The 21210-nt window shown below is 68.7% G+C and carries 20 protein-coding genes; 10 read left to right on the forward strand and 10 right to left on the reverse strand.

Annotation, left to right across the window (positions count from 1 at the left end):
- Positions 1–1374 precede the first annotated feature (1374 nt).
- From MFF26_RS09385 to MFF26_RS09395, 3 genes are all read right to left on the reverse strand, one after another.
- Entirely contained in the window at positions 1375–2151 is a 777-nt protein-coding gene (locus tag MFF26_RS09385; protein ID WP_137827606.1) for a creatininase family protein, read from the reverse strand.
- A 107-nt stretch (positions 2152–2258) separates the two neighbouring features.
- Positions 2259–2675, reverse strand: coding sequence for a CsbD family protein (locus MFF26_RS09390; RefSeq protein ID WP_238307915.1), 417 nt, complete (start codon positions 2673–2675; stop codon positions 2259–2261).
- Between the two features lie 105 nt (positions 2676–2780).
- Positions 2781–2984 (reverse strand): CsbD family protein, encoded by a 204-nt coding sequence (locus tag MFF26_RS09395; protein WP_137827505.1) that lies wholly within the window; start codon positions 2982–2984, stop codon positions 2781–2783.
- Between the two features lie 385 nt (positions 2985–3369).
- On the opposite strand from MFF26_RS09395, the gene MFF26_RS09400 reads away from it, so the two are divergent.
- The 3 genes from MFF26_RS09400 to MFF26_RS09410 all read left to right on the forward strand — a co-directional run bounded on the left by MFF26_RS09400 (position 3370) and on the right by MFF26_RS09410 (position 6907).
- Positions 3370–4146, forward strand: coding sequence for a fumarylacetoacetate hydrolase family protein (locus MFF26_RS09400; RefSeq protein ID WP_137827607.1), 777 nt, complete (start codon positions 3370–3372; stop codon positions 4144–4146).
- A 168-nt stretch (positions 4147–4314) separates the two neighbouring features.
- On the forward strand, positions 4315–5322 hold the full coding sequence (locus MFF26_RS09405) for a 2-dehydropantoate 2-reductase (protein WP_137827506.1): 1008 nt from the start codon (positions 4315–4317) through the stop codon (positions 5320–5322).
- 4 nt (positions 5323–5326) lie between these two features.
- Positions 5327–6907, forward strand: coding sequence for an acyl--CoA ligase (locus MFF26_RS09410; protein ID WP_137827507.1), 1581 nt, complete (start codon positions 5327–5329; stop codon positions 6905–6907).
- 282 nt (positions 6908–7189) lie between these two features.
- Here MFF26_RS09410 and ctrA read toward each other — a convergent pair whose 3' ends face one another.
- Entirely contained in the window at positions 7190–7891 is a 702-nt protein-coding gene (gene ctrA, locus MFF26_RS09415) for a response regulator transcription factor CtrA (protein WP_012452681.1), read from the reverse strand.
- A gap of 432 nt (positions 7892–8323) precedes the next feature.
- Between ctrA and fliI the strand changes: the two genes are divergently transcribed.
- The 4 genes from fliI to MFF26_RS09435 all read left to right on the forward strand — a co-directional run bounded on the left by fliI (position 8324) and on the right by MFF26_RS09435 (position 11800).
- Positions 8324–9673 (forward strand): flagellar protein export ATPase FliI, encoded by a 1350-nt coding sequence (fliI, locus tag MFF26_RS09420; protein ID WP_137827608.1) that lies wholly within the window; start codon positions 8324–8326, stop codon positions 9671–9673.
- A 91-nt stretch (positions 9674–9764) separates the two neighbouring features.
- The gene (fliJ, locus tag MFF26_RS09425; RefSeq protein ID WP_137827508.1) at positions 9765–10169 is read left to right on the forward strand and encodes a flagellar export protein FliJ; all 405 of its coding nucleotides are present in this window, start codon (positions 9765–9767) and stop codon (positions 10167–10169) included.
- 147 nt (positions 10170–10316) lie between these two features.
- Positions 10317–11369 (forward strand): lysylphosphatidylglycerol synthase domain-containing protein, encoded by a 1053-nt coding sequence (locus MFF26_RS09430; protein ID WP_137827509.1) that lies wholly within the window; start codon positions 10317–10319, stop codon positions 11367–11369.
- A gap of 290 nt (positions 11370–11659) precedes the next feature.
- Positions 11660–11800, forward strand: coding sequence for a hypothetical protein (locus tag MFF26_RS09435; RefSeq protein ID WP_171015377.1), 141 nt, complete (start codon positions 11660–11662; stop codon positions 11798–11800).
- 198 nt (positions 11801–11998) lie between these two features.
- Here the strand turns inward: MFF26_RS09435 and flhA are convergent, their stop codons facing one another.
- Complete coding sequence (flhA, locus tag MFF26_RS09440; protein ID WP_137827510.1) at positions 11999–14128, reverse strand: flagellar biosynthesis protein FlhA; 2130 nt, start codon at positions 14126–14128, stop codon at positions 11999–12001.
- 154 nt (positions 14129–14282) lie between these two features.
- Here flhA and MFF26_RS09445 point away from each other — a divergent pair, with 154 nt between their 5' ends.
- Positions 14283–14966 carry a hypothetical protein gene (locus MFF26_RS09445; RefSeq protein WP_137827511.1) on the forward strand — a complete coding sequence of 228 codons (684 nt, stop codon included), beginning with the start codon at positions 14283–14285 and terminating at the stop codon, positions 14964–14966.
- Positions 14967–14998: 32 nt separating this feature from the next.
- On the opposite strand, the gene MFF26_RS09450 is transcribed toward MFF26_RS09445, so the two are convergent.
- The 3 genes from MFF26_RS09450 to MFF26_RS09460 all read right to left on the reverse strand — a co-directional run bounded on the left by MFF26_RS09450 (position 14999) and on the right by MFF26_RS09460 (position 17814).
- Complete coding sequence (locus MFF26_RS09450) at positions 14999–16243, reverse strand: KpsE/RkpR family capsule polysaccharide export protein (RefSeq protein WP_238307916.1); 1245 nt, start codon at positions 16241–16243, stop codon at positions 14999–15001.
- Between the two features lie 78 nt (positions 16244–16321).
- Positions 16322–16975, reverse strand: a complete 654-nt coding sequence (locus tag MFF26_RS09455; protein ID WP_137827513.1) for an ABC transporter ATP-binding protein — start codon at positions 16973–16975, stop codon at positions 16322–16324.
- A gap of 152 nt (positions 16976–17127) precedes the next feature.
- Positions 17128–17814 (reverse strand): hypothetical protein, encoded by a 687-nt coding sequence (locus tag MFF26_RS09460; protein ID WP_137827514.1) that lies wholly within the window; start codon positions 17812–17814, stop codon positions 17128–17130.
- 210 nt (positions 17815–18024) lie between these two features.
- Here MFF26_RS09460 and xth point away from each other — a divergent pair, with 210 nt between their 5' ends.
- Both xth and MFF26_RS09470 read left to right on the forward strand, forming a co-directional pair.
- Positions 18025–18819, forward strand: coding sequence for an exodeoxyribonuclease III (gene xth, locus MFF26_RS09465; protein WP_137827609.1), 795 nt, complete (start codon positions 18025–18027; stop codon positions 18817–18819).
- A 108-nt stretch (positions 18820–18927) separates the two neighbouring features.
- Positions 18928–19917 carry a hypothetical protein gene (locus MFF26_RS09470; protein ID WP_137827515.1) on the forward strand — a complete coding sequence of 330 codons (990 nt, stop codon included), beginning with the start codon at positions 18928–18930 and terminating at the stop codon, positions 19915–19917.
- Positions 19918–19986: 69 nt separating this feature from the next.
- Here MFF26_RS09470 and MFF26_RS09475 read toward each other — a convergent pair whose 3' ends face one another.
- Both MFF26_RS09475 and MFF26_RS09480 read right to left on the reverse strand, forming a co-directional pair.
- Complete coding sequence (locus MFF26_RS09475) at positions 19987–20334, reverse strand: DUF1491 family protein (protein ID WP_137827516.1); 348 nt, start codon at positions 20332–20334, stop codon at positions 19987–19989.
- 43 nt (positions 20335–20377) lie between these two features.
- Positions 20378–21202: a peptidoglycan-binding domain-containing protein gene (locus MFF26_RS09480; protein WP_137827517.1), complete on the reverse strand. Its 825-nt coding sequence runs from the start codon at positions 21200–21202 to the stop codon at positions 20378–20380.
- Between the last annotated feature and the right edge of the window lie 8 nt (positions 21203–21210).

Below are 21210 nucleotides of genomic sequence, written 5' to 3' on the forward strand. Positions count from 1 at the left end.
ATCCAGTCCCCCCTCGCGAAACGCTCGTCCCGCCTCAGCCTGTCGACGCCGGGCAGGTGCAAGATGTAGCTGCTGGCCCGCTGCCGGCCATGCCGCGCGCTCGACCGCCAGAAGCGCGCGCGTTGAGATGGCGACCTCACTCAGGATCGACGAACGGGCACTACGCATCACGGCCAGGATTCGGTGATTGCGACGGAGTGCGAGTGGGCGCGGCGCCGGCGAGGGCGCGCCCGGCGCTCATGCGCCGCCGCGGCCCGTCAGGCCGGAAGACCGGTTGGGAAGCCGCACGGGCGGGAGAGCGCTGGTCGGCACATGGCGCCGTCCCGCGAAACGTCACGCCGCAGAACGTCCAGCGCGCAGCGTTCCGCGCCGTCTCGGCCTGGGTCAGGGCCAGCGCGTCCTCAGGGCGCGTCCAATGGAAAACTTTCTGACCGGTGGAAGCGTCACGACGCGTGACAATGACGTGGATCAATGGATAGATCAGGTGGGGCGGCACTATCTTACAAGCCGCGCCCGCGCTTTCTGCGTGCAAGGGCAACCGCACGGCCATCGGTGTGGCGCTGTCCGCCTGAGGACGCGAGGACATCGCATGACTTGGCTCGCAATCACATGGCTCGCTTCCGGCGCGTTCTTCCTCGAGATGGTGGCGCGCGCGCCCCTCATCGACGAGGCCGAATGCCTGTGACGAGCAGCGATCCGACTTTTATCCTCAGATCACCAAGCTCCACATTTCCCACGCCAACAGCCCCATCCATGCAGGGGTCAGGACGCCACCGAGCCCGATGAGCCCGAGAAGGACGAGAGCTTTGGCTCGGGACAACACACTCTCGCCGGCACCCAAACTCGGTGCTTCCGTTGGTGTCGCGTGCTGGTCCATGATTTCCGCCTCTCACCGCGCCCGGAATACGTAAGGCAATAGAGGGGCCAAATTGAAGCGCGTAAGAATACGGAGGAAGCATTCATCGTGACACGCTCGCTTTCGGCATTTCCTCCGCGCCGTCATTCTGCTCGCTGAAACGCCAACTGACACGTCGGCGCACGCCTGGGCGCTGTAGCCGATGCCGCGGCACCCTGCCCATTACCCATGATGATCTGTCCGTGGCCATGGCTGCGGACGAGAAAAAGGGTGCAGCCACGGGCCGTGTATTCTCAATGCGCGGTCGGTCGGAGAAGCAATCCGAACGGAAATTTCCTTCACTTTCGAGAACGCTCGGTCCGGGTGGGGAAGCAGCGCAGCCTTCGCCGTGAGCCGACGCTCAGCCGCGGAGACGACCACCTTCACCGCGTCGCGCCGGACCGAGATCGCTGCGTCGTCTGCAGGCGCAAGCGGGTCGGTTGGGCCGATCGATGGTTGGTTCTTGAGCCGCCCTTCCGTCAGAGCTCGAAGCGATCGATCTCGCCGAGGAGCGTCACGAAAGCCTGGGCTCCGTGGTTCAGCGCGGCGCGTCCCTTCTCGGCCGTGCCGAGGCGGGCATCGCCGAGGGCACCCGAAGCGTGAAGATCCTGGGTCTTCCAGGCGAAGGCCGCCGGGCGGCCGGCCCGCAGCAGGGTGTAGTCCCGTGCCATCGCCACCGTGCGGGATTCGAACGCGGCGATTTGGTCCCCACGGACGAGATCGGGCCGCAGCGCCAGCATCAAAGCGGTCTCGATCCCGCCTGCATGAATTCCGTAGCGAATCTCGTCTTCGGGAAACAGACCTTCCGGATAGCCGAACCGGCTCCAGGCCGTCGTCACGGCCACCATGCCGAAGCGCCCGCGCAACTCGCCCGCCACGAGATCCATCAAGGCGCTGTTGCCGCCGTGGGAGGAGACGATCACGAGCTTCCGGCACCCCGCCCGGTTCAGGCCGGCGCCGATCTCGGTCCAGGCGGCGAGCGCGGTTGCGGCGGTCAGCGTCAGGGTGCCTGGAAAAGCGTCGTGCTCGTCGGACTTGCCGATCGCCTGCACGGGCAGGAACAGCACATCGAGCGAGGCGGGCACCCGATCCGCCACACGGTCGAGATAGCCCTGCGCGATATAGGTGTCGGTGCCGAGCGGCAGATGGGGACCGTGCTGTTCCACTGCCGCCACCGGCAGGATCGCGATGGCGCGGGCCATGGCGCGGGTGCGGATCTCCTCGGTGGTCAGATCGAGCCAGGATCGTGCCGGCATGATGTCGAAGACGCCCAAAACCGTGTTGCTGCCCCCTTGGGACGGCAACACGGCGGCGGCGTCAACGGTCTCAAACCTCCGCGTGGACTGCACGGGGCACGCGGGTCTCAGCGCCCGCGGCTGACGAGCCAGCCGAGGCCGAAGGCGGCCGCGGCCACGAGGGCGAGGGTCGTGCCGCGGTTGTCCTCGGCGCGGGCAACCAGGGCACGGCCCTGGCGGCTCGCCTCGTCGCGATAGCGGCGACCCCGGTGGGTGACCTCGTCGCGCAGGGAGCGGCCGCGCTCGTACGCCTCGTCCCGCAAGGCGCGCCCACGGCTCGTGGCCTCATCGGCGAAATGACGCCCGTCGCGGTGCAGGCCTTCGGCCTCGGCGTGGATGCGGCCATAGGCCGATTGGGCGACCCCGGCCACCTGCTCGTAGGCCCCCTCGACCTGCGGCCGGGCACGGCCCGTCACGGCGCCGAGCGCGGTCCGTCCACGGCCCTTCAGATTGCGGAAACCGCCTTCGATCTGGTCCCTGTTCATCGATTCATCTCCGATGGCGAGGCGCTCGGATCGGCGCCGGAAACAAAAGAAGCCGCACCCGTCGCGGGTGCGGCTCCGGATTCAGAGCCCGATGCCCGGATGGGATCAGAGGCTGTTCTTGACCTTGTCGGCAGCGTTCTTCACGCCGTCCTTGGCCTCGCCGACGGTGCGCTGGGTCTTGCCCTCGACTTCCTGCGCCTTGCCTTCGGCCTGCAGGCGCTCGTTGCCGGTCACCTTGCCGACGGACTGCTTGACGTTGCCGGCGGCTTCGTTGGCGAGACCCTTGATCTTGTCGGTGGTGCTGCTCATCGCGTGTCTCCCTTCGTTACATGTGCGCCGGGTTGCGGCGCCCTCGGCAAGCGGAACGGTGACAGCGGGCATTGGTTCCCAGCATAGGTTATGGGCAAACCTGTCCTGCGCCGCTTGCATCGGGCCAAGCCCTGCCCTCTGCTTCAAAAAATTTCTGCGCGGCGCCCAAATATTTTCCAGTCAACCTTCCGGTCTCGATGGGTCAAGGATGCTGTATCCAAAATACCGACCGGCTTAGCGTTCGGCCGATCATGAAGTTGTGCGCCGACAGCGCGCCAGACGTGAGGATTAGGAACCGTTCGATGGCCGCTGACGTCGCCCCGCCCCAATTCGAAGCCGCCGGTCCGGCGGCGCGCGGTCGATGAGCGCCACCATGGATACCTCCGTGACCCGCTGGATCGGCTTTCGCCACGACGGCGCTGCGGGCTTCGGCCGCCTCGACGGGGAAACCATCACCGAGTTCACGGGCGACCTGTTCGGTGCGCCGACGGCGACGGGGCGGACTCTGCCGCTCGCGGAGGTGACGATCGATCTGCCCTGCCGGCCCTCGAAGCTGATTGCCCTGTGGAACAATTTCGGGGCGCTGGCCGAGAAGCTGGAACTGGCGCGGCCCGAGGCACCGCTGTTCCTGATCAAGCCGGCCAACACCTACCGGCCCTCGGGCGCGACGGTGATCGTGCCGGAGGCCGCCGGCCGGGCGCTCTACGAGGGCGAACTCGGAATCGTGATCGGCAAAGTGGACGGCCAGCCCGCCCGCGACCTGTCGGAGGCGGACGCCATGGCGCACGTCTTCGGCTTCACCTGCATCAACGACGTGACCTCCGCGCCGATCCTGAAGGCGGATGCGAGCTTTACCCAATGGGCGCGGGCCAAGGGCCTCGACGGGTTCGGTCCATTCGGACCGGTGATCGCCACCGGACTCGCGCCCGAGACGTTGACCGTGCGCACCCTGGTCAACGGGCGCGAGCGCCAGAACTTCCCGATCAGCGACATGCTGATGCCGGTGCCGCGACTGGTGTCGCTGCTCTCGCAGGGAATGACCCTGGAGCCCGGCGACATCATCGCTTGCGGCACCTCGGTCGGCTCCGGCCCGATCCCCAAGGGTGCGAATGTCGAGATCGTGATCGACGGCATCGGCACGCTGACGAACCGGTTCGAGTAGCGGAACATCGATGTCGGCGCCCGATGCGCGGCCCGGTTCGGCGCCGCAGGGCTGTGAAGAGACGTGATGAGGGCGGGCCGCCCGCGGAGCGACGAATCCGCCCGGCCCGAGACGGCAACGACCGCGCGGCCCCGGCTGGGAGCACGCGCAAGACAGTGAGTGAGGGATATGAGCATCGCGATCGTCGGCGCCGGCGCCATCGGCGGCTATCTCGGGGTCCGGCTGGCGGAAGCCGGCGAGGACGTCACCTTCATCGCCCGCTCCAACGCGGCGGCGATCCAGGCGGACGGCATGCGCCTGATCGAGGAGGATGGCACCGAGATCCATTCGAAGACGGTGAAGGCCACCCGCTCGATGCAGGAGGCCGGGGTGCACGAGGTCGTGCTGCTCACCGTCAAGGCGCATCAGGTCGGCCCCATCGCCGCCGATCTGAAGCATCTGATCGGCCCCGACACCGTCGTGGTGACGATGCAGAACGGCATCCCGTGGTGGTACTTCCTGGGCGGGCACGGCGGCGAGCATGCCGGCACGCGGCTGGAGAGCGCCGATCCCGGCGGCCTGATCGCCGATCATCTCGACCCGAAGCACGTCATCGGCTCGGTGGTCTATCCGGCCACCGTGCTGACCGATCCCGGCACCGTAAAGGTGATCGAGGGCAACCGCTTCGGCCTGGGCGAGCTCGACGGCTCCAAGTCCGAACGGGTGCTGGCCCTGTCGCAGCGCCTCGCCAAGGCGGGATTCCGCGCGCCGGTCACCAACGACATCCGCGCCGAGATCTGGCTCAAGCTCTGGGGCAATCTCAGCTTCAACCCGATCTCCGCGCTGACCCACGCGACGCTCGAAGACATCTGCCGCTTCCCCGACACGCGGGCGATCGCGGCGGAAATGATGCGCGAGGCCGAGACCATCGCGAACCGGCTCGGCGTCACGTTCCGCCTCGGCATCGAGAAGCGCATCGCGGGCGCCGAGAAGGTCGGCCCGCACAAGACGTCCATGCTTCAGGATGTGGAGGCCGGCCGGCCGATCGAGCTCGAGGCTCTGGTGGGCTCGGTGATCGAACTCGGCCGCCTCACCGGCACGCCGACCCCGCATATCGATACGGTCTTCGCCCTGATGCGTCTCCTGGCCCAAAGCCTGGAGCGCGCCAATGGCCGCCTCGCGATCCAGGGAGCCTGACACCATGCTCCTTCCCGACAATTCCGCCTCGTCCCCCATCGACGCCAAGGAGGCCAGCGTGGCCGCGACCACCCTCTACGACCTGATTCGGGCCGGCGACGATGCGGCCACCGCCCTGTCGAGCCCCGGCGGTGTGCCGCTGACCTTCCAGGCGCTGCGCGCCCTGGTCGACCGCACCGTGGCCGACCTCAACGCCCGCGGCATCGGCCGTGGCGACCGGGTCGCGATCGTGCTGCCGAACGGCCCGGAGATGGCCACCGCCTTCATCGCGGTGGCGGCCGGCTGCACCTCGGCGCCGCTCAACCCGAGCTACAAGGCCGACGAGTTCGAGTTCTACCTGACCGACCTCAAGGCCAAGCTCCTCATCGCCGCCGACGGATCGGCCTCCCCCGCGGTGGCGGTGGCGGAGAAGCTCGGCCTGCCGGTCGCCCGCCTGAAGGCGGCCCCCGACGAGGGTGCGGGCAGCTTCACGCTCGCCTTCGCCGACGAGGCCGCCGAACCTGCCGCCAAGGGCGGCCCGGCCAGCTCGGAGGAGATCGCGCTGGTGCTGCACACCTCCGGCACCACCTCGCGGCCCAAGATCGTGCCGCTGACGCAGACCAATGTCTGCGCCTCCGCGCGCAACATCCGCACCGCGCTCCAGTTCACGGCGGAGGATCGCGGCCTGAACATCATGCCGCTGTTCCACATCCACGGCCTGATCGCCGGCATCCTGGCGCCGCTCTCGGCGGGGGGGCAGGTTTCCTGCACGCCGGGCTTCAACGCCCTCAAGTTCTTCGCCTGGATGGAGGAGGTGCGCCCCACTTGGTACACCGGCGTGCCGACGATGCATCAGGCGATCCTGGGGCGGGCGGCCCGCAACGGCGAGATCATCGCCAAGAATCCCCTGCGCTTCATCCGCTCCTCCTCCTCCTCGCTGCCCCCGCAGGTGATGAAGGAGCTGGAGGAGACGTTCTCGGCGCCCGTCATCGAGGCCTACGGCATGACCGAGGCGGCGCACCAGATGGCTTCGAACCCGCTCCCGCCGAAGCCCCATTATGCGGGCTCGGTCGGCCTCGCGGCGGGCCCGGAGATCGCGGTGGTCGATTCCGACGGCGAGCCGTTGCCGGCGGGCGAGACCGGCGAGATCGTCATCCGCGGCGACAACGTGATGAAGGGCTACGAGAACAACGAGAAGGCCAATGCCGAGGCCTTCACGAAGCAGGGTTGGTTCCGCACCGGCGACCAGGGCACGCTCTCGCCCGAGGGCTATCTCGCGATCACCGGGCGCCTCAAGGAGATCATCAACCGCGGCGGCGAGAAGATCTCGCCGCGCGAGGTCGACGAGATCCTGATGGACCATCCGGCGGTGTCGCAATGCGTCACCTTCGCGATCCCGCACGACAAGCTCGGGGAGGACGTCGCCGCGGCGATCGTGCTGCGCGAGGGCGTCGAGGCAGGCGAGAAGGACATCAAGAGCTTCGCCTCGGAGCGGCTGGCCGCCTTCAAGGTCCCGGCCAAGATCCTGATCCTCGACGAGATCCCCAAGGGCGCCACCGGCAAGCTCCAGCGGATCGGTCTCGCGCAGAAGCTCGGACTGGCTTGATCGATCGACACGCCCCGCGATCGAACCGGTCGCGGGGTTTTCGTCGGCCGGTGGGCCTCTCTCCCACCCCCCTCCCCGCATCCTGAGATGCTGCGAAGGCGAACTCCAGCTGGTGCGCGATCCCTGAAGCCCTCCTTCGAGGCCGCTTCGCGGCACCTCAGGATGAGGAGGATGGGTGGGAGGCGCGCCGCCAAGGGAAGTCGTCGGTCCCGTTTCCCGAGCAAAACCCCAAAACAAAAAACCCCGCCGGAGCGGGGTTTTTTCGTCGTCACGGCGCGCGGCTCAGACCGCCATGCGGTCCTCGCCCTCGACCGGCTCGCGCAGCACGTAGCCGCGGCCCCACACCGTCTCGATGTAGTTCTTGCCCTCGGAGGCATTGGCGAGCTTCTTGCGGAGCTTGCAGATGAACACGTCGATGATCTTCAGCTCCGGCTCGTCCATGCCGCCGTAGAGATGGTTGAGGAACATCTCCTTGGTGAGCGTCGTGCCCTTCCGGAGGGAGAGGAGTTCCAGCATCTGGTACTCCTTGCCGGTGAGATGCACGCGGGAGCCCGACACTTCGACCGTCTTCTGGTCGAGGTTCACGATCAGGTCGCCGGTGGTGATGACCGACTGGGCGTGGCCCTTCGAACGGCGCACGATGGCGTGGATGCGCGCCACCAGCTCGTCCTTGTGGAAGGGCTTGGTGAGGTAGTCGTCGGCACCGAAGCCGAGGCCCTTCACCTTGTCCTCGATGCCGGCCATGCCCGACAGGATCAGGATCGGCGTCTTCACCTTCGCCACGCGCAGGGAGCGCAGGACCTCGTAGCCCGACATGTCGGGCAGGTTCAGGTCGAGGAGGATGATGTCGTAATCGTAGAGCTTGCCGAGATCGACGCCCTCCTCGCCGAGATCCGTCGTGTACGTGTTGAAATTCTCGGATTTGAGCATCAACTCGATGCTCTGCGCCGTGGCGCTGTCGTCCTCGATCAGAAGTACGCGCATCGTCGGTCCCCACCCCGGCCAGGCCGTATCAGGGCGCTTGAGACAAGCCGCCGCCGGGCGCCCGCCGACGGCCTCGGCGGACGCACCCTCATTCCCACTTCAGAAACGCTATTCCTTAACCGTTAACAAAAGCCGAATCCCGCTTGCAAGGTTCATCTTCTTCGAGTCCGAGGGCGATTCCCACCACGGTTGGCAATCTGTTCTCCGGAGATGATCGGCAAGGCTCCGACGCGGATCGGGCGGTCGGGTTAAGCCGTTCTGATCCTTGAGAATGCCCCGTTTGTTGCAAATGGGAGACATCGCGCGATCGTTATCGCTCACGCTTTTCCGAGGGGCCGGCGGCCGACCCGGCCCGTGCCGATCGGCCCCCGGCAATGTTAAGACATCGGCCGGATCGGTGGCGTGGGGAGGGACCGGGCCCATGGCGAGAGGATGACGGGCGAGCGGGAAACCGGCGGATTGTCCGCGGCGCTCGCCGCCCTGGCCACGGTCGAGACCCTTGAGATCTTCGGGCGGGTCACGGCGATTCGCGGCCTGCTCGTCGAGGTTGCCGGCCCGGTCGCGGCCATGCGGCTCGGAGGGCGGCTCGACGTGGTGGTCGAGGCGGGGGGCGCCGGTACCGTCCCCTGCGAGGTGATCGGCTTCTCGGGCGACCGGGCGCTCGCCATGCCGTTCGGATCGCTGGAGGGCGTGCGCCGCGGCTGCCCGGTCCTTGTGCGCGACGAGGCGGCGGGGGCGGTGCGCCCGTCCCAGGGATGGCTTGGCCGCACCGTCGATGCGCTCGGACGCCCCATCGACGGGCTCGGCCCCCTCCCCCAGGGACCGGCGATCTATCCTCTTCGGGCCGATCCGCCGCCCGCGCATGGGCGCCGCCGCGTCGGCGCGCCGCTCGATCTCGGGGTCCGGTGCATCAACACCTTCCTGACCATGTGCCGCGGCCAGCGCATGGGCATCTTCGCCGGCTCCGGCGTCGGCAAGTCGGTGCTGCTCTCCATGCTCGCCCGCTACACGGCGGCGGACGTGGCGGTGATCGGCCTCGTCGGCGAGCGGGGCCGCGAGGTTCAGGAATTCCTGCAGGACGATCTGGGCGCGGCGGGGCTCAGTCGCTCGGTGGTCGTGGTGGCGACCTCCGACGAGCCGGTGCTGATGCGCCGCAACGCCGCCTACGTGACGCTGGCGGTGGCCGAGTATTTCCGCGATCAGGGCGCGCAGGTTTTGTGCATGATCGACTCGATCACCCGCTTCGCCATGGCACAGCGGGATATCGGGCTCGCCGGCGGCGAGCCGCCCACCGCCAAGGGCTACACGCCCACCGTCTTCTCCGAATTGCCGCGCCTTCTCGAACGGGCAGGCCCCGGCACCGGCGAGGGCGCGATCTCCGGTCTGTTCACGGTGCTGGTCGAGGGCGACGACCATAACGAGCCGGTGGCGGATGCCGTGCGCGGCATCCTGGACGGCCATATCGTGATGGAGCGCCGCATCGCCGAAACGGGCCGCTACCCGGCGATCAACGTGCTGCGCTCGGTCTCCCGCACCATGCCGCGCGCCTGCGATCCGGCGCATCTGCCCACCGTGCGGCGGGCGCGTAAGGTCCTGGCGACCTATGCCGACATGGAGGAGCTGATCCGGCTCGGAGCCTATCGGGCGGGGGCGTCACCGGAGGTCGACGAGGCGGTCGCGCTCATGCCGGATCTGACGGCTTTTCTGGGGCAGGGTAAGGAAGAAGCAACCTCCATCAGCGAGGGTTACGCACGGCTGGCCGCCATCGTGGGCGGCGGGTGAGATGGCATCGCGTCGGGGGTTCGGGTCCGCGAGGATCCGGCGAGCGCGTCCAGCCCTTTCGCCGGCGTAGCGTAGGAGTGGATGGCCCGACATGAAATCGCGTGACACGCTGATCCGGCTGCGGCGGTTCCAAGTGGATGAGAAGCGCCGCCGGGTGGCGCAAATCGAGATGATGATGGCCGATTTCATCCGGATGGCGACCGAGCTGGAGCGCGAGGTCGCCCAGGAAGAGGCCCGCGCCGGCATCACCGACCCGGCCCATTTCGCCTATCCGACCTATGCCCGCGCCGCGACCTCGCGCCGGGACAACATGCGCCAGTCCGCCGCCGCCCTGGAAGGCCAGCTCGCCGAGGCCAAGGCCGAACTCGGCGAAGCCTTCGAGGAACTCAAGAAGGTCGAGATCCTGGAGGATCGCGAGCGCTCCGCCGAGCGCGCGGCGGAAGCCGCCCGCGAGCAGGCCGAGATGGACGCGATCGGGCTGCGCGCCCGGGCTTGAGCCGACCGAAAGGTCTCGTGGCGGCATGAAACCGTCACGATCGGCGGGCAAGAGCCCGCCGCATCGAGCCGGTTGCTTCGGTCCCGCTTGCGATGCAAGCGGCCCTGGCGCAGGAGGGACCGGTCCCGAGGGAGGCGGCCGGTATCCATGAAGAAGATCAGTGAAATCTTTTGGGGCTTGATCGGCCTCGCGGCGGTGGCGGCCTCTTGCTACCTGCTCTGGGGCAAACTCAAGGATCAGTCCTGGGCGAGCATCGAAGCCGCCTTCCTGGCGATCCCGCCGCATCACGTCCTCTTCGCCGCCCTCTCGACCCTCGTCGCCTACGCGGCGCTCGCTTGGTACGACCGGATCGCCCTGCTGCATCTGGGCGTGCGCGGCATCTCGTGGATGTTCGTCTCGGTCTGCTCCTTCACCACCTACGCGCTCTCGCACAATATCGGCGCCTCGGTCTTTTCCGGCGCCCTGGTGCGCTACCGGGCCTACACCGCGAAGGGGCTCTCGGCGGCGCAGGTCGCGGTGCTGGTGGCGCTCTGTTCCTTCACCTTCGGCCTCGGCACGATCCTGCTCGGTGGCTTCGTGCTGGTCTACGATCCGGGCCTGCTGTCGCGGCTCGACAGCCTTCTGCCCGCCGCACTCACCAACCCGCACACCGCCCGACTCGTCGGCTTCGCGTTGCTCGCCTTCGTGGCGCTCTACGTGCTCGGCTCGGTGCTGCGCTTCCGCCCCCTGACGATCCGCTCCTTCAAGATCGAATATCCCCGGCCGCAGATCATGGTGCGCCAGCTCATCGCGGCGCCGCTGGAATTGCTCGGCGCGGCCGGCATCATCTATTTCGCGCTCCCCGACAGCCTGAACCCCGGCTTCATCGCCGTGCTCGGTATCTTCCTCGCCTCGTTCTCGGTGGCGCTCGCCTCGCACGCGCCGGGCGGACTCGGGGTGTTCGAGCTGGTGTTCTTCACCGCCATGCAGCTCCAGACCGATGCCGAGAAGGCGCCGGTGCTCGCAGCCCTGCTGATCTTCCGCTTGTTCTACCTCTTGATCCCGTTCGCGATCGCCATCGTCGTGGTGGTTCTGTTCGAGCGCGCGCGCTTGTCGAAAGCGCTCCATAAGACCGATCAGAACCCGCCCGAGCCCCCGCTGGTGGCGCCGGGGCTCGACAACCACATCATCGAGAAGCGCCTCGAGAAGAAGGCGGTTTGAGGCTCTTCGATAAGCTTCCGTCGCCGGCACCCGCCTCCGCAGGCTTGAGGCTTCCGCTCCGTTGAACGCCGAAGACCGCTGCGCGCGGCTCCGGCCCGTGCGGGGTCGGCGTCGCTTGCGGGGCATGCATGGCAAGCGATGCTGCGGACCGTTTCGAGCAGGATGACGCCGCGCCCCCGTATGGTTACGTGCCGCCATCGTGGATGGCGGGACAAGCACGCTTGCCCGGCCTTCACGAACGGTTAAGCTTGCAGCATGGGCGCCAGTCCGGCGTCCGGGTTACGAACATCATGGCTTCCATCAAGGTGCGGGTGTCCGAGGACGGCACCTGCTCGATCTGCCGCAACGGCACGATCATCAGCACGGGTCTCACGCGCCATCAGGCCGACCAGTTGGTCGCGGTCCTGCGCGCCATCGAAGGCCACGACTGAGGTTTTTTGCGGCGCCTGCTCAGTGCGCCTCTCTCACCCATCCCCCCTCATCCTGAGGTGCCCGCCTCGGCGGGCCTCGAAGGAGGTCGCGCGTTTCCTGGAGCCCTCCTTCGAGGGCGACGCTGCGCGCCGCCTCCTCAGGATGAGGGGAGTGGGAGGGAGGCGCCATGAGGCCTGAAGGTGGCCCGCTGCCTAAGCTCACACGGAGCCCACCGTCCGCAGCCGTGCCCGCGGATGGATCTCCGCCTGGCTCATCACCGGGGTCTCCCGGCGGAAGCGCTCGATGATCGAGCGCACGAAGGGCCGTGCCTGAACCGAGGTCACCAGCACCGGCATCTCGCCCATGCGGGCGGCCTGCTCGAAGCGGTCGCGCACGGTGTTGACGAATTCGGTCAGCCGCGAGGGCTGCATCGCGAGATAGCGCTCCTCGCGCTCGCCGATGATGGATTCGAGGAAGGCCTGCTCCCAGGCGGGCGACAGGGTGATGATCGGCAGCGTGCCGTCGGGACCCTGGTACTGCGCACAGATCTGGCGGCCGAGCCGGGCGCGCACATGCTCGACGATGTCGCGCGGATTCTTCACATGGCCCGCCACCTCGGCGATCCCCTCGACGATCGATCCGAGATCGCGCACCGAGACCCGCTCGGCGAGCAGCAATTGCAGCACCCGCTGGATGCCCGTGGTGGCGATCTGGCTTGGGACGATCTCCTTCAGGAGTTCGGTGTGATCCTTGGGGAGTTCGCGCAGCAGCTTCTGCACCTCGACATGGTTGAGCAGTTCCGAGACATGCGCCTTGATGACCTCGGTCAGGTGCGTCGAGATCACGGTCGCGGCATCGACCACGGTGTAGCCCTTAAGCTGCGCCTGGTCGCGCAGGGCGGCGTCGACCCAGGTCGCGGGCAGACCGAAGGTCGGCTCCATCAGGTGCAGGCCAGGAAGCTGCACCTGCCCGCCCATGGGATCCATCGCCATGAACTGCCCCGGAAACACCTGCCCGGTGCCGGCCTCGATCTCCTTGACCCGCACCGTGTAGGTGTTGGCCTCCAGGCTGACATTGTCGAGGATGCGCACGGACGGCATGACGATGCCAAGTTCCGCCGCGAGCTGGCGGCGCAGGGCCTTGATCTGGTCGGTCAGGCGGTCCTGGCCCTCGCCGTTGACGAGCGGCAGCAGGGCGTAGCCCATTTCCAGCTTCAGGTCGTCGAGCTTCAGCAGGTCCGTGACCGTCTCCTCCGCGGGCGCGGCGCCGGGGGTGGCGGGCGAGCCGTCGGCGCTGACCGCCGGCGGTGCCTCGCGCTGCGTCTTGGCGATGCGCCAAGCCGCGTAGCCCGCCGCCGCGCCGAGCCCGAGGAAGGGCAGCATCGGCATGCCGGGTAGGAGCGCGATCAGCCCCATCACGCCCGCCGACATGCCGAGCGCCTTCGGGTAATTCGCCATCTGCTTGCCCAGCGCCTTGTCGGCGGAGCCCTTCACGCCCGCCTTCGAGACGAGGATGCCCGCCGCCGTCGAGACGATCAGTGCCGGCACTTGGCTCGCCAGCCCGTCGCCGATGGTGAGCAAGGTGTAGGTCTTGGCGGCCTCCGAGAAGCCGAGTCCCTGTTGGGCCACGCCGATGACGATGCCGCCGACGATGTTGATGCCGGTGATGAGGAGCGCGGCCACCGCGTCGCCGCGCACGAATTTCGAGGCGCCGTCCATGGCGCCGAAGAAGGAGGATTCCTCCTCGAGCGCCGCGCGGCGGGCCTTGGCGGCCTTCTCGTCGATGAGACCGGCCGAGAGGTCGGCATCGATCGCCATCTGCTTGCCCGGCATGGCGTCGAGGGTGAAGCGGGCGGCCACTTCCGCGATGCGGCCCGAACCCTTCGTGATGACGACGAAGTTCACGATGATGAGGATCGCGAAGACGATGATCCCGATGACGAAATTGCCGCCCATCACGAAATGGCCGAAGGCCTCGATGACGTGACCCGCCGCCGCCGTGCCCTCGTGGCCGTGGCCGAGGATCAACCGGGTGGAGGCGAGGTTCAGCGCCAGCCGCAGCATCGTCGCGATCAGCAGCAGCGTCGGGAAGACGGTGAATTCGAGCGGGTTATCGATGAACAGGCCCGTCATCATGATCAGCACCGACATGATGATCGAGACGGCGAGCAACAGGTCGAGCAGGATCGCGGGCAGCGGGAAGATCAGCACCGTGAGGATGCCCATCACCGCGGTGGCGAAGAACAGATCGGTGCGCTTCGACAGCGCCTGGAGGCTGGCGCGATTCGGCACGAACGCCGAGAGGGAGCCGAGTCCTCCCGCGGGAGCGGCGCTGGCCGTCTCGCTCATGTCGCCGTCATCCCCCGCACGGGCCCACTCGCCTACCCGGCAGGATTTGCCGGGCGCAGGGTTAGCGCCGGGTTAACGGCGGCGGATCGGAACCAAGCCGGAAGCCGAGGGCTTGGTGGAGCACTTCGCCCAGGAGCGCCGAGAGGAGACCGCCATGGCAGGACGAGCCGTCACCGCGCTGTTCGACAGCTACGAGGACGCCGCCCGCATCGTCGATCGGATCGAGGCGGAGGGCGTGCCGCAATCCGAGATCGGAATCGTCTCCCTCGACGCCACCGACCGGCCGAATGCAGCCGGCGAGCCGGGCCCGGTCGCGCGCCCGGCGGAGGCCGAAGCCGCCGATGGGGCCGGAGCCGGGGCCACCGTCGGCACGGTGCTCGGCGGGGGGGCCGGACTGCTCGCCGGGCTCGGCCTGATCGCGATTCCCGGCGTCGGTCCGATCGTCGCGGCGGGTTGGCTGATCACCGCCCTGTCGGGCGCCGGCGTCGGCGCCGCCGCGGGCGGACTGATCGGTGCGCTGACCGGCGCGGGCCTCAGCGGCAAGGACGCGGAGACCTATGCGGAGGGCCTGCGCCGAGGCGGCACACTGGTGACGGTGCGGGCCGACGGTGATCTGGCCGAGCGCGTCGTCGCGTTGATGCGGCGCGGCGGCGCGGTCGATCTCGATGAGCGGGCGGAGGGCTGGCGTGCGCAGGGGTGGACCGGCAGCCCCGCCGCACCGGTCGCGACCGCCACGCCCGCGCCCGAACCGGAGCCGGCGCTCGCCCCCGCTCCGGACAACCCGGCCGACCCGACCCTCGCGCCGCCGACCCGCCGCCCGCCCGGCGCCATCGGCTGACGGCCCCGTCCGCGAAAATGCGCCGGTAGGCCTCAGCTGAAGAGGTATTTGCGAACGCCGATCGCCGAGCCGAACGCAGCCATCGCACCCAGGGCGATGGCGCTCAGCCAGAGGGCGCGCTTGGGCTCCGTCGAGGAGACCGGCATGATCGGCTCGACCACCGGCGTGAAGAACTCGACCTGCCGACCGGCCACGATCCGCGCCGACTCGTTGGCGGCCAGCACCCGGCCGTAATAGGCCTCGGCCTCCTTGCGCTGGTTCTCGTAGGCCTCGAACTGGCCGAGAAGGTCCGAGAGAACCTTCTTCCGGCTCGGGTCGGCGCTCGCCATTTCGCTCTCGATCTTCTCGATATTGGCATCGAGATCGCTGATCTGGGTCTTGAGATCCCGGATCGGGCGCGCATCGGGCGAGAGGTCGCGCAGGCCCAGCGTCAGCTGGACGGACAGCGAGATGCGCTGTTTGCGCAGCTCGGAGATCGTCGTGAGATTGGTGGTGTTGGTCGCCGAGGCATCCAGGACGCCGCCGCTGTTGCGCAGCTCGCGCACGGCGAGGCGGGTCTTGAGCATCCGCTCCTCGGCCACGGCCAATTCGCGCTCGGTCTCGGCGAGTGCCGCGTTGCGGGCCCGCATGCTGAGTTCGTTCACCATCCGCTCGCTCTCGGCCATGATCGCCTGGGCGAGATTGTAGGATTCGGTCGGGTCGAACGCCGAGACGGTGAGCGTGATGATGCCCGCATGGTTGTCCACCGTGGTGTGGACGCGCTGGGGCCAGTAGCGCATGAAGCGCTCGATCGGCTGGTTCTGCGGGCCGCGCGAGAAGTAGTCGATGCTGTCGCGGGTATACATTTCCCGAACCGGCAGCTGCCGTTCCAGGACTTCGACCATCTTTCGGCTGGCAATGTAGTTCGTCGTGATCAGGGTATCCTGGATCACCATCTGCTTGGGCAGGCTCGAATCGGTGCCCGTCCGCTCGCTGTCGACCTTGTCGACGTTGCCCAGGGCCGGCCGCAGGGCGAAGCGGGCTTCCGTCACGTAACGGTCCGAGGCGATCAGGTACAGGTAGACGGCGCCGACGAGCGTCGGCAGCACGAAGACGAGCACGAACAGCAGCGGGATCATCGGATCGCGCTTGATGTGGGTCCGGTAGGCGCGGATGCCCTTCTTGCGATCGGAGTGGCGGGCGACCCGAGCGAACCGCTTGAGCGACTCGGCCACCGCCGTCGACCGTTCCCCGGTCGTCAGGGGGGCACCGGACGGGGTGCTGATTTCGGTGCTCATACGCCCTCGATGTCGTTGGCGATGGATCGGCGCCAGCCCGTGGTCTCGCGCGGGCTCGCGGCGAAACCGTGTCGGCGATCAGCCGTTCAGGCGGCGATAGGCCGAGATCGCCTCGTCGACCTTGTCGTAGACCACGGCCTGACCGTTCACGAGAATGATGGCCTGGCTGCAATAGGTGCGGATCTGCTCCATCGAGTGGGAGATCAGGATGATGTTGGCGGTCGCTCGCCGCATCTCGAACAGCTCCTGACAGCGCTTCTGCATACGCGCGTCGCCGACCGCGAGGGTCTCATCGATCAGATAAGTGTCGAACGGAATCGCCATGCTGACGCCGAAAGCGAGGCGTGCGCTCATGCCGGAGGAATAGGTGCCGACAGGCATGTCCATGTAGACGCCGAGTTCGGCGAAGTCCTCGACGAATTCCAGCACCTGACGCGGATCTTCGCCGTAGATGCGCGAGACGAAGATGAGATTGTCGCGTCCGGACATCTTCGGGTTGAAGCCTCCCGAAAAACCGATCGGCCAGGACACCCGCTGTCCCCGGATGATGCGCCCGCGGCTGGCTTCCTCGACGCCCGCGAGCAGGCGCAACGTGGTCGACTTGCCGGCCCCGTTGATGCCCATGATGCCGTAGCTGATCTCCGGCCGCAGGGTGAAATTCACCCGATCGAGGATGATGCGCCGTTTGCCGTAGACGGAGTAGAATTTGGAGACGTTCTCGAAGCGGATCACGGTTGCCAGGCCTCGCCGGTCGGTTGCGGCCTGGAGCCCCGTGCGACGACGGAGGCGAGAGACCGGACGCTAATGCGAGGAGCCCGAGAAAAGCGGCGAATCTGAGAATGGCCGTCGGGACCAGGCGCGGCTGCCCCTATCGTGCCGGGCCGTCATACCGCTGCCGGCAAGCCGGGATGCGCCGCCCGGAACCGTGCCGCCGTGGTAAGGAGACGGTAGAGCACCAGCGCATTGAGGCTGTGCCACAGGAAATGCGTCCCGAGCGGCAGCGCGGTGCAGACCTGGGCATCAATGGTGCGGAAGGCGAGCGAGGCGAGGAAGAGGCCGCCCGTGACCAGCACAGCCCGGCCCGCCCAGGCGGTCCGCCCCGCGAGCGCGAGGCCGACGCCGAGGAGCGCCAGCACCGCGGGAAGGTAATCGATCGAGCCGTTGGTGAGCGCGGCCACGTCGCGGCCGGTCAGGGCATCGAGGGCGGGCGACAGGCCGAAGCCGGCCCCGGCGAAGGCGAGGGTCGCCAGCCCGGCGACCCCGGGGGAAAGGCCGAAGAAGCGGGCCAGGGCCAGCCCGAAATAGCCGTAGATGAAGATCGCGATCGGGATGACGTCGGCGAGGAGAGACCAGCGATTGGCGAAGGTGTGGAACAGGAAGGAGCCGATTCCGACCACGCCGACCACGCCCGCGAGGACCTGCACCGGCCGATCGCCCGGCGCGATGCGCGCCGCCAGGAACGCGGCCACGAGAAAGGCGGCGTTGGTCGCCGCGTTGACCGGCTCGGACCAGAAGGCCGCGTCGGTGCGCTCGCAATAGGCCCGCACCGGTTCGAACCAGGACGCGTCCATCGAATCCCTTCCCCCGATCCTCGTCCCGAGCCTCATGCAACGGCGGCCGTGCCCCGGCCCTGGGTCGCCCCCGCCGCGGGCATCTCGGCAGACGGCGGCGCGGGGCACGCGTCGCGGGTTCCAGTGCGCCGCTCGCGCACCGCCTTGCCAGCGCGGCGCGAAGGCCCGATGACGAAGCCATCGGTCGCGCCATTCGCGCTTTGGGGCCCCATGCGGATCACCACCTGGAACGTCAACTCGATCAAGCAGCGGGTCGGGCATCTCCTCGGTTTTCTCGAGGAGGCGCGGCCCGACGTGGTCTGCCTGCAGGAGCTGAAATGCCAGGATGCGGCGTTCCCCCGCGCCGAGATCGAGGCGGCGGGCTACGCCGTCGAGACCCTTGGGCAGAAGGCCTATAACGGCGTCGCCCTGCTGGTGCGCGCGCCGCTCACCTCCACGCAGCTCCTGCGCGGCCTGCCGGGTGACGCGGAGGACGAGCAGGCCCGCTACATCGAGGCTCTGGTGCACGGCGAGGGCATCGCGCCGGTGCGGGTCGCATCGATCTACCTGCCGAACGGCAATCCCGCGCCCGGGCCGAAATATGCCTACAAGCTCGCTTTCATGAAGCGCCTGCGCCTCCATGCCCGCGCCATGATGGCGAGCGAGGACGCCCTGGTGCTGGCCGGTGACTACAATGTGATCCCGGAGCCCGTGGACGCTGCCGACCCGGACGCCTGGACCCAGGACGCCCTGTTCCTGCCCGAGACCCGCCAGGCCTTTCGCGCCCTCCTGGCGGAAGGCTTCACCGAGGCCCTGCGCGCCTGCGATCCGAGCCCCGGTCTCTACACCTTCTGGGATTATCAGGCCGGTTGCTGGCCCAGGAACCAGGGAATCCGGATCGACCACCTTCTGCTCTCGCCCCAGGCGGCCGATCGCCTCGTCTCGGCCTCGGTCCAGCGCCACCTGCGCGGTCTCGAAAAGCCCTCCGACCATGTGCCCGTGACGGTCGAACTCAGCGACGGCTGACCCCCTTCGACCTCGCTTCGGGACAGGTCGATTCGGCCGGCCTTAAAGGTCGATTCACGCAGAACCGTTCTACTCGTCTGCAGTAGCGTTCCGCGTAAACGAAGTGCCATGCCCGCATCGGTCTCCGCCGCGCCGGACCTGTCCGGCCTCATCGAGCTGTCGCGCGATCCCGCGCTCGACCTCAAGCCCGTGATCCTGCGGGTGCAGACCGACATGTTCGTCGCCGCCCCCAATCGCGACCGGGCGATGATCCACGCCTTCGAATCCCTGGCGGCGGGTCTGATCCCGACGGTGGACGACGCGACGGCCACGATCGTCGCCGACAAGCTCGGCGGCTGCCCCGACCTGCCGGACGCGGTCCGCGCCGCCCTCGCCGCCCGCGGCCTCGACGTCGCCCCGCCGCGTCCGCCCCAGGACCAGGCGGAGGCCGACCGCGAGCTCGCCGAGAATCCCGGCGTCCTGATCGGCACGCGGGTGCTGGAGCGTCTGCTGGCGCGGGCGCGCCGCGACGCGGATCTGGCGCGCATCCTGCTCGCCCGGCCCGACATTCCCGCCGCCGATCTCGCGCCGCTCTGGCTTCATGCCGGTGCGGATGGCCGCCGGGCGATCGGCGAAGCGGTGGAGGCCACCGCGGCCCTGCGCCCCTGCCCTCACGCTCCCCGGGCCCTCGCCTCGGCGTTGGTGCAGCTCTCCCATGCCCGCGACGTGAACGGCTTCGTCACGGCCCTCGGCGAAGGCCTCGGCCTGCCCCAGGATTACTTGACCGCTGCCCCCGACCCGGCGTCCCGCTACGACCTGCTGACGCTGGCCTTGCGCGCCGCCGACCTCAGCGAGGGCGAGGCGGTCTTCGTGTTCCTCACCCTCAACGACACCGTGGCGCGCTCGGTGGACCGGGTCTTCTCCCTCGTCACGCTGTTTCGCGAGACCAGCCGGGCCGGCGCCCGCGATCTCCTCGTGGCCATCCTGGGCGCACCGGTCCTGGAGCGCGGCGCCCAGGCCGAGCATCGGCCGTTCCACGGCCCGGAGGCCGCCAAGTCCCGCAGCGCCGCGACCGCCGTGCGCCCGGCCCTGCCGTCCCGGCTGCGCCGCACGAGCTGACCCGCTCAGAACCTGAAGCGCGGGTACGACCCGGCAGAAGCCGCCCCCTGTCGATCCTGGCCTCCCCGGTCAGAGCGACTCGGCAAGGGGGAGCGCGTGGCGATCCTGGGCATCGTCGATCTCCACGATCCAGAGATCGGAATCGAAGCGCATCTCTCGGGTCAGGCGCTCCTCCACCTCGAAGGAGGGCACGGCCGCCAGAAGCGGGCTGAACCGGCGGTCACCGTCGTCTTCCGCGTCGATCAGGGATTGCGGAGCCGGGCCGAACAGGTCGGCGGTGCCGTCGAGCCGATCGACCTTGATGAAGATCGCCCCCGCCTCCGCGGCGCCGCGCCGACGCAGCACCGCGGGCACGCCCTCGCCGTTCAGGCGACGCAGATGGGCCGAGACCCAGAAATCGGAGCGCAGGCGTGCCATGGGGGCCTGATAGGCCCCCTCCCCCGCCCCGTCGAGGCGGATATCAGCCCTGGGCGGCGGAAGCCTTGGCGGTCAGCTCGCGGAGGGTGCGGCCCGCGGCCTCGCCCTTGACCGGCAATTTGCGATCGCGCTCGAACCGCTCGATCGCCGCCTTGGTGCCGGGCCCCATCATCCCGTCGTCCTTCAGGGGGCCGTAGCCGAGCTTGGCCAGGGCGCGCTGAACGCGGGCGACCTGGGGATCGGGCTTCGCGGGATCGGGCTTCGCGGGATCGGGCTTCGCCGCATCGGATTTGGCCGCTTCGGATTTGGCCGCTTCGAGCTTTGCCGGATCCGGCTTCGTCACCGCCGGCCGGGCATTCTCGCGGACGGACGGCTTCGGCGTGACCGAGGCGGTGGTCTCGCTCGAACGGAGCATGTCGGCGATCGGATCGCGCGGTGCCGGCGCGGGTGCTTCCGTGCGGACCTCCCGCGGCGGGGCGGTCCGGGCCGGCACCGGCTTGGCCTCGGCCAGCTTCGGATCGCCGGCTCGGGCCGGAGCGGGTTTGGCCGCCTGAGTCTTGGCGTCGAGAGCTTTCGCCTCGACCGTCGGCAGGATCGGCGCCGGGTGACGGCCCTCCTGAAAGCCGACCGCGTTGAGACAGACGGTGAGCGCCGCACCGGCCCCGAGGACGGTTCCGAGCGCTCCGCCGGGATGGCGCAGGCAGAATTGCGCCGCCGTGCGGGCGAAGGTCATCACGGAGCCCAAGGCGCCCTGGGGCGCCGCGGCTCGGGGCATTCGGCGCGGACCGGCCCTGCCGGAACGCCCGTCTCGCATGTCGCCCGGCACGACGATGTCCCGTCGATCCCGTCCGGCGGGTGTCTCCCGCATCATCCGAC

The organism is Methylorubrum suomiense (genome assembly GCF_022179765.1).
Classification (GTDB): Bacteria; Pseudomonadota; Alphaproteobacteria; order Rhizobiales; family Beijerinckiaceae; genus Methylobacterium; species Methylobacterium suomiense.